Source organism: Cellulomonas hominis, assembly GCF_014201095.1.
GTDB classification, from domain to species: domain Bacteria; phylum Actinomycetota; class Actinomycetes; order Actinomycetales; family Cellulomonadaceae; genus Cellulomonas; species Cellulomonas hominis.
In genome coordinates this window covers 3,246,556-3,259,205 of the sequence record NZ_JACHDN010000001.1, presented here as the reverse complement: position 1 = coordinate 3,259,205, position 12,650 = coordinate 3,246,556, and the positions used below count along the sequence as shown (strand labels likewise).

Sequence of the window (12,650 nt, the reverse complement as noted above, 5' to 3'; positions counted from 1 at the left end):
CCAGACTGGGGGCATGACCCCGACGACGGCCGCCACCCGGCCCGCCCCCGCCGGCGTGCACCGCCGCCTGCTCGCGGACTCCGCGTACCTGCTCACCTCCCTGCCGTTCGCCCTCGCGTCGTTCGTCGTCATGACCGTCGGGCTGTCGCTCTCCGCCGGACTGCTCATCGTGTGGGCGGGCGTCCCCCTCGCCGCCGGGACGGTGGCCGCCGCCTCGGTGCTGGCGCGGGTGGAGCGCGGCCGGCTGGCCGCCGCGGGCCGGCCGCTCGGCGAGCCTGCCTACCTGCCGGAGCGGCACGCGGACTGGCGCCGCTGGCTCGACCGGCTGCGCGACCCCGCGCGCTGGGGCGAGGTCGCGCACGGCCTGGTGGCGCTGCCCCTGACGATGCTCACCTGGTCGGTGGCGCTGGTGTGGTGGACGGGCACGCTCGTCGGGCTGACGTCCTGGGCGTGGCTCCGGTTCCTGCCCGCGGGGGCGGAGGTCGGGTTCACCGGCCTGCCCGAGCTGGTGCCGGGCCTGTCGCGCGGGATGGTCAACCTCGTCGTCGGCCTGGTGCTCGCCGGCACCCTGGTCCCCGTGCTGCGGGGCTGCGCCGCCGCCCACGAGGCGCTCGGCACCGCCCTGCTCGCCCCCTCGACCGACCAGCTCCGGCGCCGCGTCGAGCACCTGGCGCACAGCCGGGCCCAGGCCGCGGACGCCGAGGCGCAGTCGCTCCGCCGCCTGGAGCGGGACCTGCACGACGGCCCGCAGCAGCGCCTCATCCGGCTCGGCATGGACCTGTCGACCGCGGAGCGCCGGCTCGCGGGCGCCGAGGTGGACGGGGCCCGCGAGGTCATCGCCGAGGCCCGGCGGCAGGCCGAGGACGCGCTGGCCGAGCTGCGGGCGCTGAGCCGCGGCATCGCGCCCCCCGTGCTCGCGGACCGCGGGCTGGTCGCCGCGCTCGTCGCCGCGGCGGCCACCTCACCCGTGCCGGCCACCCTCCGCACCGACCTGGCCGAGGGCGAGCACCTGCCCGCGGCAGTCGAGAACGCCGCCTACTTCGCCGCCTGCGAGGCGCTCGCCAACGCCGCCAAGCACGCCGGGGCGACCGCGGTGGACGTGCACCTGACCGCAGGCGGCGGCGAGCTCGTCCTCACCGTCACCGACGACGGCCGCGGCGGCGCGCAGGTGCTGCCCGGCCACGGCCTTGCCGGCCTGCGGGACCGCGCGGCCGGCGTCGACGGCGTGGTGGACGTGACCGACGCGCCCGGCCACGGCACGATCGTGCGGGTGAGGATCCCGTGCGCGTAGTGCTCGCCGAGGACGCCGTCCTGCTCCGCGAGGGTCTGGTCCGCCTCCTGCAGGAGGCGGGCCACACCGTCGTCGCCGCCGTCGGCACCGCCCCCGACCTGCTCGACGCCGTCCGCGAGCACAGGCCCGACCTGGCCGTCGTGGACGTCCGCATGCCGCCCGGCCACCGCGACGACGGGCTCCGGGCCGCCGTCGCGCTGCGGGCCGAGCGGCCGGACCTGGGCGTGCTCGTGCTGTCGCAGTACGTCGAGGAGGCCTACGCCCGCGACCTGCTGGCCGACGGGCGCGGCCGGGTCGGCTACCTGCTCAAGGACCGCGTGCAGGACCTCGACGCCCTGGCCGGCACGCTCGACCGCGTCGCCGCCGGCGAGGTCGTGCTCGACCCCGAGGTGGTCGCTCAGCTCATGGTCCGCCGGACCGCCACGTCGCCGCTGGCCGCGCTCAGCCCGCGGGAGCGCGAGGTGCTCGGCCACATGGCCGAAGGGCGCAGCAACACGGCCATCGCCGACCGGCTCGTCGTCACCGACGGGGCCGTCGAGAAGCACGTGTCGAGCATCTTCGCGAAGCTCGGGCTCGTCCCGTCCGACGGCGACCACCGCCGGGTCCTGGCCGTGCTGGCCTGGCTGCGGGGCTGACTACTCCGCGGCGAGCAGGACGTCGACCGCGCGCTCCAGGAAGGCGTCCACGGGGGCCTCCGCGTACGCGCGGGCGCCCTTCGCCCGTGCGAAGACCGCCGAGCGGATCTCCTGCGCGGTCAGCGGGGTGTTCTTGTCGAAGTAGTCCACGAGCCGGTGGCACAGGGCGTCCACGTCCTCCACCGCGTACCCGGGCTGGCGGCCCTTCGGCGGCGCGAACCGCTCGCCGTCCGGGCGGGTGAGCCGGCCGTACAGCGTGCGCGCCTGGTCCGCGAGCGTCTCGAGCCACGCCTGCCGGCCGTTCTCGGCGATGTAGTCCGCTCGGGAGCGGGCGACGAACGCCGCCTCGAGCCGGTCGAGCGCCGCGTCCACCGCGGTCGTCGAGTAGCCGTGCCGCACGAGGTCGAACGCGACGGTCCGCACGTCCCGGCTCGACAGCGCGCCCGCCGGGCCCTGCTCGTAGACGGTCCGGGCGTGCGTGAAGAAGTCGTCGACCTCCTCCGGGTGGTACCCCGTCCGCATGCCCGTGACCTTGCGGAACATGGCGCCGCCGCTCATCAGTCCTCCTCCGCCGCCAGCTGGCCGCACGCACCGTCGATGTCGCTGCCGCGCGTGTCCCGGACGGTGGTCGGGATCCCGTGCGCCCGCAAGCGTGCCACGAACTCCTGCTCCACCGCCGGGTCGCTGGCGGTCCACTTCGAACCGGGCGTCGGGTTGAGCGGGATGGGGTTGCAGTGCACCCAGCCGCGGCCGCGCCGGTTCAGCTCCGTGCCGAGCAGGTCCGCCCGCCACGCCTGGTCGTTGATGTCCCGCATCAGCGCGTACTCGATGGACACCCGCCGGCCGGTCGCCTGGAAGTACTCGTGGGCGGCATCGATCGTCTCCTTGACGCTCCACCGGGTGTTGATCGGCACGAGCTCGTTCCGGAGCTCGTCGTCCGGCGCGTGCAGCGACAGCGCCAGCGTCACGGGGATGCCCTCACCCGCGAGCTTGCGCATGGCCGGCACCAGGCCGACGGTCGACACGGTGATGTTGCGGGCGGACATGCCCATGCCCTCGGGCACCGGCGCGACCAGGCGGCGCACGGTCTCCATGACGGTCTTGTAGTTCGCGAGCGGCTCGCCCATGCCCATGAACACGACGTTCGACAGCCGGGTCGGGCCGCCGGGCACCTCGCCGGCCTGCAGCGAGGCCGCCGCGGAGCGGACCTGCTCGACGACCTCGGCCGTCGACAGGTTGCGGGTGAGGCCGAGCTGGCCGGTCGCGCAGAACGGGCACGCCATGCCGCAGCCGGCCTGGCTGGACACGCACAGCGTCGAGCGGTGCGCGTACCGCATGAGCACGGACTCGACCTTGGCGCCGTCGAACAGGTGCCACAGCGTCTTGACGGTGGTGCCGCCGTCCGCCTGCATCGTCCGCGCGGCCGTGAGCAGCTGCGGGAAGAGCGCTTCGACGAGCTTGTCCCGGCTGCCGGCCGGCAGGTCGGTCATCCGCTCGGGGTCGGCGGTGAGGTGGCTGAAGTAGTGCGTCGCGAGCTGCTTCGCGCGCAGCGGCTTCTCGCCGAGCGCGGTGACGGCCTCGACGCGCTGCTCGGGCGTGAGGTCGACGAAGTGCTTCGGCGGCTTGCCGCGGGCGCCCCGGGTGGGGGCGGACAGGTCGAGGGCGACGGGCGTGGCGCTCATGCTGAGCCTCCTCGGGGTCTCGGGGTCAGGTGGTGGCCGGGAGCAGGAGCTCCAGCAGCAGGAAGACGACGGGCGCGGCCAGCAGCATCGAGTCGATCCGGTCCAGGATGCCCCCGTGGCCGGGCAGCAGCGTGCCCATGTCCTTGAGCTCCAGGTCCCGCTTGATCATCGACTCGCCCAGGTCGCCGAGCGTCGCGACCGCGACGGTCGCCACGCCGAGCAGCGCCCCGACCGCGGGGTCGCCCTCGAGCAGGAAGTGCACGCCCAGCACGCCGACCACGCTGGCCAGCACCACCGAGCCGAGCAGGCCCTCCCACGTCTTCTTCGGGCTCACCGACGGCGCGAGCGGGTGCCGGCCGATCAGCACGCCCACGACGTAGCCGCCGGTGTCGTTCGCGACGCAGAGCAGGATGAACAGCGCCACCCGCATCGCGCCGTCCTCCGCCGCGAGCAGCAGCATGACGAAGCCGGCCATCAGCGGCAGGTACGCCGCCGCGAACACCCCCGCCGTGGCGTCGCGCACCGCCGCCGGGCCGGAGCCGTCCAGCACGCGCCAGACGACGATCCCCCCGACCGTCAGCACGAACGCGACGAACAGCGCCTCCATGCCGGCGACGTACGCCGACACGAGGATCCCCACGTCCCCGACCAGTAGCGGCAGCACGGGGATGTGCACACCCCGCCGGGCGAACGCCTGCGTCAGCTCCCACAGCCCCGCGCCCACCGCGACGATCGCGACGACGCCGAAGACCTCCTTGCGGATGAACAGCGACGCCGCGACCGCGACCAGCAGCCCGAGGCCGACGGCGACGGCGACGGGCAGGTCCCGCCCGGCACGCGAGGTGCCCGGTGCGGGTGCGACGGCGGGGTGGGCGGACATCAGACCTCGAGCAGCTCGCTCTCCTTGGACGAGAGCAGGGCGTCGATCAGCTCGACGTGCCGCTTGGTGACGGCCTCGAGCTCCTTCTCCGCGCGCACGACCTCGTCCTCGCCGGCCTCGCCGTCCTTGACCAGGCGGTCCAGCTCGTCCTTCGCCCGGCGGCGCACGTTGCGGACGGACACGCGGGCGTCCTCCGCCTTGGACTTCGCGAGCTTCACGAACTCCTTGCGGCGCTCCTGCGTGAGGGCCGGCAGGGTCACCCGGATGACGTTGCCGTCGTTCGTCGGGTTCACGCCCAGGTCCGAGTCGCGCAGCGCCTTCTCGATCCCCTGCATCGACGACTTGTCGAACGGGGAGATGAGGATGGTGCGCGCCTCGGTCACGTTGAACGACGCCAGCTGCTGCAGCGGCGTCGGGCTGCCGTAGTAGTCGACCGTGATCTTGTTGAACATCGCGGCGTTGGCCCGGCCGGTCCGGATCGCGGCGAAGTCCTCCTTCGCCACCTCGACGGCCTTGTCCATCTTCTCCTCGGCCTCGAGGAGGATCTCGTCGATCACGGTTGCTCCTTCGGTTCTGGTGCTGCGGGGGGCGTGCGGCCGGGCGGGCGTGCCGGCGCGAGGGGTCAGTCCTCGGTGACCAGCGTCCCGATCTTCTCACCCCGGAGCACGCGGGTGACGTTGCCGTGCTCCTCGAGACCGAAGACGCGCATCCGCACGCCGTTGTCGCGGCACATCGACAGGGCCGTGGAGTCCATGACCCCGAGCTCCTGGACGATCGCCTCGGTGTAGGTCAGGTGGTCCAGCCGCACCGCGTCGGGGTTGGTCCGCGGGTCCGCGGAGTAGACCCCGTCCACGCCGTTCTTGCCCATGAGGACCTCGTCGCAGTGCGTCTCGAGCGCGCGCTGGACGGAGACGGTGTCGGTGGAGAAGTACGGCATCCCCGCGCCGGCGCCGAAGATGACGACGCGGCCCTTCTCGAGGTGCCGGATGGCGCGCAGCGGGATGTACGGCTCGGCGACCTGGCCCATCGTGATGGCGGTCTGCACGCGCGTGTCCACGCCGGCCTGCTCCAGGAAGTCCTGCAGCGCCAGGCAGTTCATGACGGTGCCCAGCATGCCCATGTAGTCCGCGCGCGCCCGGTCCAGGCCGTTCTGGGCCAGCTCCGCGCCGCGGAAGAAGTTGCCGCCGCCGACCACGATGGCGACCTGCACGCCCTCGCGGACCGCCTCGGCGATCTCGGCCGCGACCCGCCGGACCACGCCGGCGTCCAGACCGATCGCGCCGCCGCCGAAGGCCTCCCCCGACAGCTTGAGCAGCACCCGCCGGGCGTCGGTGTCGTTGGTCACGGGGTCCTCCGGTGTCGTCGGCGTGTCGGGTGGTGCTCGCGCCGGTGGCCCCGGCCCTGCCGGGCCGGGGCCACCGGGTGGTGCGTCGTCAGGCGCCGACGCGGAACCGCACGAAGCCGGTCACCGTGCCGCCGACCTCGGCGAGCACCTGGGCGACGGACTTCTTCGAGTCCTTCGCGAACGGCTGGTCCAGCAGGACGACGTCCTTGAAGTAGCCGGTCAGGCGACCCTCGACGATCTTCGGCAGCGCGGCCTCGGGCTTGCCCTCGTTGCGGGCGGTCTCCTCGGCGATGCGGCGCTCGTTCTCGACCGTCTCGGCCGGGACCTCGTCGCGGGTCAGGTACGCCGGCGAGAACGCGGCGATGTGCGTCGCGATGTCGCGGGCCACCTCGGCGCCCTTGGCGTCGGTCGCGACGAGCACGCCGACCTGCGGGGGGAGGTCCTTGTTCACCTTGTGCAGGTAGACCGAGACCTTCTCGCCGGCGACGCGGGCCACGCGGCGCACGACGACCTTCTCGCCGAGCACGGCGGCCGTCTCGTCGACGACCTCCTGCAGCGACTTGCCCTCGGCGTCGGCCGCGAGCAGCGCGTCGGCGTCCCGGGCACCCGAGGCCACGGCGGTCGCGAGGACCTTCTCCGCCAGGGTGATGAACGTGGCGTTCTTCGCGACGAAGTCCGTCTCGGAGTTCACCTCGACGATCACGCCGACCTCGTCCGCGCCGTCACCGGCGGTGACGACCTCGGCCGCGACCAGGCCGTCGGAGGCCGAGCGGCCCTCGCGCTTGGAGACGCCCTTGAGGCCCTTGACGCGGATGATCTCGAGGGCCTTGTCGGAGTCGCCCTCCGCCTCCTCGAGCGCCTTCTTGACGTCCATCATGCCGGCGCCGGTCTTCTCACGGAGCGCCTTGATGTCGGCCAGGCTGTAGTTGGCCATCTGTTCCGTCCTTCTCGTCAGTACGTGCGATCGGCGGGCCGGGTCACTCGGACTCGGCGGCGCCCTCGGACTCGGCGGCGGCGGTCTCGGCGGCAGCGGCCTCGGCGGCGGCCTCGACGGCCGGGGCGGCGTCCTGGCCCGGGGTGGCAGCACCCTCGGCAGGGCCGGCCTCGCCCGGCGCGGCGACCGGGTCGCCGGCGGCGGCAGCCGTGGCGGCCGACTCGGCGGTCGCGTCGGAGGCCAGCGACTCCTCGGCACCGGCCAGGAGCTCGCGCTCCCACTCGGCCAGCGGCTCGGCGTCGGCCGGGGCGGCCTCGGCGCCGCCACCCTGGCGGGCGGAGTGGCGCTGCAGGGTGCCCTCGGCGGCGGCGTCCGCGATCACGCGGGTCAGCAGCTGCACGGCGCGGATCGCGTCGTCGTTGCCCGGGATCGGGTAGTCGACGACGTCCGGGTCGCAGTTGGTGTCGAGGATCGCGACGATCGGGATGCCGAGCTTGCGCGCCTCGTCGACGGCCAGGTGCTCCTTGTTGGTGTCGACGATCCAGACCGCGGACGGGGTCCGGGTCATGTCGCGGATGCCGCCCAGCGTCTTCGCGAGCTTGTCCTTCTCGCGACGCATGATGAGGAGCTCCTTCTTCGTGTACGCGCTCCCCGCGACGTCGTCGAAGTCGATGAGCTCGAGCTCCTTGAGGCGCTGCAGGCGCTTGTTCACCGTGGCGAAGTTGGTGAGCATGCCGCCGAGCCAGCGCTGGTTGACGTAGGGCATGCCCACGCGGGCGGCCTGCTCGGCCACCGGCTCCTGCGCCTGCTTCTTGGTGCCGACGAACAGGATGCTGCCGCCGTGCGCGACGGTCTCCTTGACGAAGTCGTACGCGCGGTCGATGTAGGACAGCGACTGCTGCAGGTCGACGATGTAGATGCCGTTGCGCTCGGTGAAGATGAAGCGCTTCATCTTGGGGTTCCAGCGGCGGGTCTGGTGCCCGAAGTGGACACCGCTCTCGAGCAGCTGGCGCATGGTCACGACGGCCATGACAGGTCCTTCCGACGCGCCCACGTCGGGGGCGCGCACAGTGATCGCGGGCCTGCCGTCACGGCCGGCCCGCTCGTCCGGTTGTCGACGCCCCCCGGTCGGGCGGCGTCCCTGGCGCCACGCCCACGCCGACGCCGGGACGAACCCGGACCGCTGCCGGCGTCGGCCCTCGGACGCGCCGCCGGTTCCGTCGGGACGGAGCGGCTGCGGCCTCGGTGATGACGCGCGATGTCGACCGGCACGCACCGGTCGCAGGAAGGAGTCTACCGGACCGGCACCAGCGCCCGGGACCGTCCGCGGGCCCGCGCGGGGTGAGCCGCGCCACCGCGCCGCGCCGTCACGGGGCGCCGAGTCCTCCACAGGGGATGCGGGGGTGCGTGGTCCCCAGGATCGCACGGGGGCGGTGGTGACCGGCGGGGGACGCGGGGCAGCGTCGGGGCGTGCCCCTGCCGCTCCTCCCCCCGCTCCCGCCGCTCCATGGCCGCGCCGGCCGGTCGTCGCCCGCCCTGCCGGCGACGCTGGCCTGCGCACTCGCCTCCGCGGTGCTCGTTCTGGCGTCGCTCACCGGGGGCGTGGCGGTGCCGTCGGCCCCCGACGCCTCCGCCGCCTGGTCGCCGCCCGTCGAGCCGGTCGTGGTGCGGCAGCCGTTCGACGGGCCGCCGCAGCCGTGGGCCGCCGGTCACCGCGGGGTCGACCTGGAGGCCACCGCCGGGACCCCGGTGCGGGCGCCGCGGGCCGGGACGGTCACGTTCGCGGGCGTGGTGGTGGACCGGCCCGTGCTCACCGTCCTGCACGACGACGGGCTGCGCAGCTCGGTCGAGCCCGTCGCCGCCGCGGTGCCCGTGGGCACCCGGGTGGCCGCCGGGGACGCCGTCGGCACCGTCACGGCCGACCCCGGGCACTGCGCGCCGGGGACGTGCCTGCACTGGGGGGTGCGGGACGGCACGACCTACCTGGACCCGGCGCTGCTGCTCCGGGGCGGGCCGGTGGTGCTGCTCGCGGGGGCGCCGCCGGAGGGGCCCGTCGTGGGGCCCGCGGCGGGGTGGGCCGCGGCGTCAGCCGCGGTCGGCCTCCGTGAGGCGCGCCCGCAGCCGGAGCATCGCCGCGGTGTGCATCTGCGAGATCCGGGACTCCGTGACCCCGAGCACCCGCCCGATCTCCGCGAGGGTCATGCCCTCGTAGTAGTAGAGGACCAGGACGAGCTTCTCGCGCTCGCCGAGCTGGTCGATCGCCCGGGCCAGCAGGAACTTGGTCTCCTGCGCCTCGAACGAGTTCTCCGGGTCGGGGGTGCGGTCGTCGCCGAGGGTGTCGAGCAGGGACAGGCGGTCGCCGCGGTCCTCCCCCGCGCCCAGCAGCTCGTCCAGGGCGGCCACGTTCACCGTCGACAGCTGCGTGAACAGCGCGCGGAGCTCGCGGATGTCCATCTGCAGGCGGGCGGCGACCTCGCTCTCGGTCGGCACGCGGTGCAGCTCGCTCTCCAGCTCCGCGTACGCGCGGTCCACCGCCCGGGCCTTGGTCCGCACGGAGCGCGGGATCCAGTCCATGGCCCGGAGCTCGTCGATGATCGCCCCGCGGATGCGCGCGCTCGCGTAGGTCTCGAACTTCACCGAGCGGCCCGGCTCGTACTTCTCGATCGCGTCGATCAGGCCGAACATGCCGTAGGACACGAGGTCCGCCTGCTCGACCATCGCGGGCAGCCGCATGCCGACCCGGCCGGCCACCGCGGTGACGAGCGGGGCGTAGTGCAGGATCAGCCGCTCGCGGACCAGGCGGTCGCCGCCGGCCTTGAACAGCTGCCAGTCCAGGGCGACCGGGTCGACCGGGAGCGCCACGACCTCGGCGAGGTCGGCGTCCTCGACCGCGGACAGGGAGACGACCACGCCGTCCAGGTCGGCGTCGTCGAGGTCCGCCGCCGCGCCCGCGAACCCGGGGTGCGGGAGCGCACCCGCCGGGTCCAGGACGTCGACGAGCTCCGGGTCGGCCGTCTGCTGCCGCGGGATGACACCGAGCGGAGCCCGCGGCGCGCGCGTGGCCGCCACCGGGACCGTGTCCTCAGCCGGGACTGACATGGGGCTCTCCATCTCGGACGTCATGCGCGGGGGTGCGCCTGCTCGTAGGACGCGCGGAGGCGGTCCGCGGTCACGTGGGTGTAGCGCTGGGTGGTCGCGAGGCTCGCGTGGCCGAGCACCTCCTGCACGCTGCGGAGGTCGGAGCCGCCCTCCAGCAGGTGCGTCGCGACCGAGTGGCGCAGCGCGTGCGGAGCGACGTCGTCGACCCCGGCGAGCCGGGCGACCTCGTGCACGGCCTGGCGCAGCCGTCGCTGGTCGACGCGGCCGCCGCGGCGGCCGAGCAGCAGCGCCGGACCGGAGCCCGGCACCGCGAGGGCGGGCCGGCCACGGGTCAGCCACGCCTCGACGGCGTCGACCGCGAGCTCACCCACGGGCACGACGCGCTGCCGGTCGCCCTTGCCGGTGACCCGCAGCGTGCGCGCCCCGAGGTCCAGGTCGTCCACGTCGGCGCCGCAGAGCTCGGCGACCCGCACGCCCGTCGCGTACAGCAGCTCGAGGGCCGCCCAGTCGCGCAGGTGCACCGGGTCGCCGTCGTCGGCGCGGACGCGCGCCGTGTCGAGCAGCGTGGCCGCGGCGCCCTGGTCCAGGACGGTCGGCAGGTGCGAGGCGGGGCGGGCGCTCGCGAGGCGGAGCGCCGGGTCCTCGGCGACGCGTCCCGTGCGCGCCGCCCAGGCGAAGAACGTGCGCGCGGCGGCGCCCCGGCGCGCGAGCGTCGCGCGGCTGCGGTGCGTCGTGGCCATCGCCGCGAGCCACCCGCGGAGCACCGCGATGTCGACCTCGGCGAGGTCCGCGACGCCGTGCCGGCGGGCGTAGCCCTCGAGGTCCGCGAGGTCGCCCAGGTAGGCCCGGACGGTGTGCTCGGACAGGCCGCGCTGGGCCCGGAGGTGCACGGCGAAATCGGCGGTCGCGGGGTGTGTCCCCCGTGCCGTCCGCGTCTCAGCCCCCGTGTGCACGGGACTACGGTCGCCCGTCACACCTCCGGGCGACAAGCGGTCTGTGGTGCGATTCACCCACCCCTGTACGAATCACGGTCAAATGTCCGATTTCGGAGTACGGATTTCGCTCCGTTCGGGGGCTGTCCGGGCGTTCGCGTGTCCACCGGGTGGCCCTCGCGCTCACCCGCGAGGGCCACCCGGAGGTGTGAAACGCTTTCCCCCGGGATGCGGGGACGGCGCAGCTGTGCCAAGGCGCGCCTTCGGGGGGTCACCCGCGTGCGCGCCGTGCACGTGCGCCCTGCGTCGGCCGGGGACGGCTCCGGCGCCAGCCCCCCTCGGACCGTTCGGCGCGTCCGGTGAGCTCGAGCAGGCCCAGGGCTGCCAGCACCTCGTCCTCCGCGAGCCCCGAGCACCGGGCGAGCCCGGTGACGTCGAGCGACCGCCGGACCGGCAACGCGTCGAGGACCCGCGAGGCGGGGCTGTCGGCGCGGTCGGTCGGATCGACGTCGTCGGCGGGGCGGGCGCCCTGAGCCGGGTCGGCGCGGGCGGTCGGATCAGCGCGGTCGGCCGGGTCGGCACGGCCGGTCGGATCGACGACGTCGGCGCGATCGGCCGGGTCGGCGCGATCGGTCGGACTGGAGCCGTCGGCGCGATCCGCCCCGTCGGCGCCTCCGGTGGGCTCGGCGGGGTCGGCTGAGCGCCCGCGGGCGGCACGGTCCGAACTGCCGCCACGGGCGGCCGAACCGCCGGGGCTGCCGGCGACACCCGCGAGGTCGAGCACGCCGGCGTCGTCGTCGCCTCCGTCCTCCCGCCCCCGCTCCCCTCCGAGCAGCTCGAGCACGTCGTCCACCCCCGTCACGCAGACCGCCGCCCCGTCGCGCAGCAGCCGGTGGCACCCCGCCGACGCCATGGAGGTCACCGGCCCCGGCACCGCCCCGACCGGCCGCAGCAGGTCCCCCGCCCGCGCCGCCGTGCTGAGCGCCCCGGAGCGCCACGCCGCCTCGACGACCACCGTGGCGCCGGTGACCGCGGCGATCAGCCGGTTGCGCTGGAGGAACCGCGCGCGGGTCGGCGGCGTGCCGGGCGGGCTCTCCGCGACGAGCGCCCCGCCGGACGCGGCGAGCCGCTCGAGCAGGTCCAGGTTCCCCGCAGGCGAGGGTCTGTCGACTCCCCCGGCGAGCAGGGCGACCGTCGGACCGCCGACGACCACCGCGCCGCGGTGCGCGGCGACGTCGATGCCGAACGCGCCACCGGACACGACCGTCACCCCGCGGGCGGCCAGCCCCGCGGCGAGGTCGCGCGCCACGTGCTCGCCGTACGGCGTGGCGGCACGGGCGCCCACGACCGCGACCGAGCGCCGCAGCAGCGCGTCGGTCGCGCGGTCCCCGCGCACCCACAGGACCGGCGGTGCGAGCGGTCCGAGGTCGCCGAGCCGCTCCGGCCACCCGGGCCGACCGGGGACGAGCACGGCGCCGCCGACGGCCGCGAGCGCGTCGAGCGCCCGGCGCGGCTCCAGGTCCGCGAGCCGCGGCGCCCAGCGGGGCAGCGCCCGCGCGAGCACCCGCGCCCACGCGCCCGGCGGGGTCGCGACGGGGCGGCCCGCTCCCCCGTCCTCGTCGCGCAGCAGGTGGCGCAGCCGGTGCAGCGCGGCGTCCGTGCCGACGCCGACCGCCCACGCCGCCCACGCCAGCGCGGCGGGCGCACCCAGCGCCGCGACGACCGCCCCGGCGGTCGCGTCGCCCGGTTCGGCGACGAGGCTCCACGCGACGCGGGACAGCACCTCGGGATCGTCGCGCGGGTCGCTCCCGTCGCCCGGGCGACGCCGGTCACCCGGGTCACGCCCGTCGCC

Annotated in this window: 12 protein-coding genes and 1 pseudogene; 3 read left to right on the top strand and 10 right to left on the bottom strand. The window is 75.3% G+C overall.

The window, feature by feature from the left end:
* Window positions 1-13: 13 nt before the first annotated feature.
* Complete coding sequence (locus tag HNR08_RS15260) at window positions 14-1,291, top strand: sensor histidine kinase (RefSeq protein ID WP_146834930.1); 1,278 nt, start codon at window positions 14-16, stop codon at window positions 1,289-1,291.
* The gene (locus HNR08_RS15255; RefSeq protein WP_146834933.1) at window positions 1,282-1,926 is read left to right on the top strand and encodes a response regulator; all 645 of its coding nucleotides are present in this window, start codon (window positions 1,282-1,284) and stop codon (window positions 1,924-1,926) included. Before HNR08_RS15260 ends, HNR08_RS15255 begins: the two co-directional genes overlap by 10 nt.
* Here HNR08_RS15255 and HNR08_RS15250 read toward each other — a convergent pair whose 3' ends face one another.
* The 7 genes from HNR08_RS15250 to rpsB form a co-directional block, all read right to left on the bottom strand.
* Complete coding sequence (locus HNR08_RS15250; protein ID WP_146834936.1) at window positions 1,927-2,484, bottom strand: DivIVA domain-containing protein; 558 nt, start codon at window positions 2,482-2,484, stop codon at window positions 1,927-1,929.
* Window positions 2,484-3,608 carry a dual-specificity RNA methyltransferase RlmN gene (gene rlmN, locus HNR08_RS15245; protein WP_146834939.1) on the bottom strand — a complete coding sequence of 375 codons (1,125 nt, stop codon included), beginning with the start codon at window positions 3,606-3,608 and terminating at the stop codon, window positions 2,484-2,486. The genes HNR08_RS15250 and rlmN overlap by 1 nt, the downstream gene beginning before the upstream one ends.
* A 25-nt stretch (window positions 3,609-3,633) precedes the next feature.
* Complete coding sequence (locus tag HNR08_RS15240) at window positions 3,634-4,488, bottom strand: phosphatidate cytidylyltransferase (RefSeq protein ID WP_146834942.1); 855 nt, start codon at window positions 4,486-4,488, stop codon at window positions 3,634-3,636.
* Window positions 4,488-5,045 carry a ribosome recycling factor gene (gene frr / locus HNR08_RS15235; protein WP_146834945.1) on the bottom strand — a complete coding sequence of 186 codons (558 nt, stop codon included), beginning with the start codon at window positions 5,043-5,045 and terminating at the stop codon, window positions 4,488-4,490. The genes HNR08_RS15240 and frr overlap by 1 nt, the downstream gene beginning before the upstream one ends.
* Before the next feature lie 65 nt (window positions 5,046-5,110).
* Window positions 5,111-5,833, bottom strand: coding sequence for a UMP kinase (pyrH, locus tag HNR08_RS15230; RefSeq protein ID WP_146834948.1), 723 nt, complete (start codon window positions 5,831-5,833; stop codon window positions 5,111-5,113).
* Window positions 5,834-5,921: 88 nt separating this feature from the next.
* Window positions 5,922-6,767 carry a translation elongation factor Ts gene (gene tsf / locus HNR08_RS15225; protein WP_146834951.1) on the bottom strand — a complete coding sequence of 282 codons (846 nt, stop codon included), beginning with the start codon at window positions 6,765-6,767 and terminating at the stop codon, window positions 5,922-5,924.
* A gap of 43 nt (window positions 6,768-6,810) precedes the next feature.
* Window positions 6,811-7,797, bottom strand: a complete 987-nt coding sequence (gene rpsB / locus HNR08_RS15220) for a 30S ribosomal protein S2 (RefSeq protein ID WP_146834953.1) — start codon at window positions 7,795-7,797, stop codon at window positions 6,811-6,813.
* 440 nt (window positions 7,798-8,237) lie between these two features.
* On the opposite strand from rpsB, the pseudogene HNR08_RS22780 reads away from it, so the two are divergent.
* A pseudogene (locus tag HNR08_RS22780) lies at window positions 8,238-8,699 on the top strand (peptidoglycan DD-metalloendopeptidase family protein); the annotation flags it as partial.
* A 153-nt stretch (window positions 8,700-8,852) separates the two neighbouring features.
* Here HNR08_RS22780 and whiG read toward each other — a convergent pair.
* The 3 genes from whiG to dprA form a co-directional block, all read right to left on the bottom strand.
* Complete coding sequence (whiG, locus tag HNR08_RS15210; RefSeq protein ID WP_146834956.1) at window positions 8,853-9,866, bottom strand: RNA polymerase sigma factor WhiG; 1,014 nt, start codon at window positions 9,864-9,866, stop codon at window positions 8,853-8,855.
* Between the two features lie 20 nt (window positions 9,867-9,886).
* The gene (locus HNR08_RS15205) at window positions 9,887-10,756 is read right to left on the bottom strand and encodes a tyrosine recombinase XerC (protein ID WP_246802963.1); all 870 of its coding nucleotides are present in this window, start codon (window positions 10,754-10,756) and stop codon (window positions 9,887-9,889) included.
* Window positions 10,757-11,069: 313 nt separating this feature from the next.
* Window positions 11,070-12,581, bottom strand: a complete 1,512-nt coding sequence (gene dprA, locus HNR08_RS21930; protein WP_246802964.1) for a DNA-processing protein DprA — start codon at window positions 12,579-12,581, stop codon at window positions 11,070-11,072.
* Window positions 12,582-12,650 lie beyond the last annotated feature (69 nt).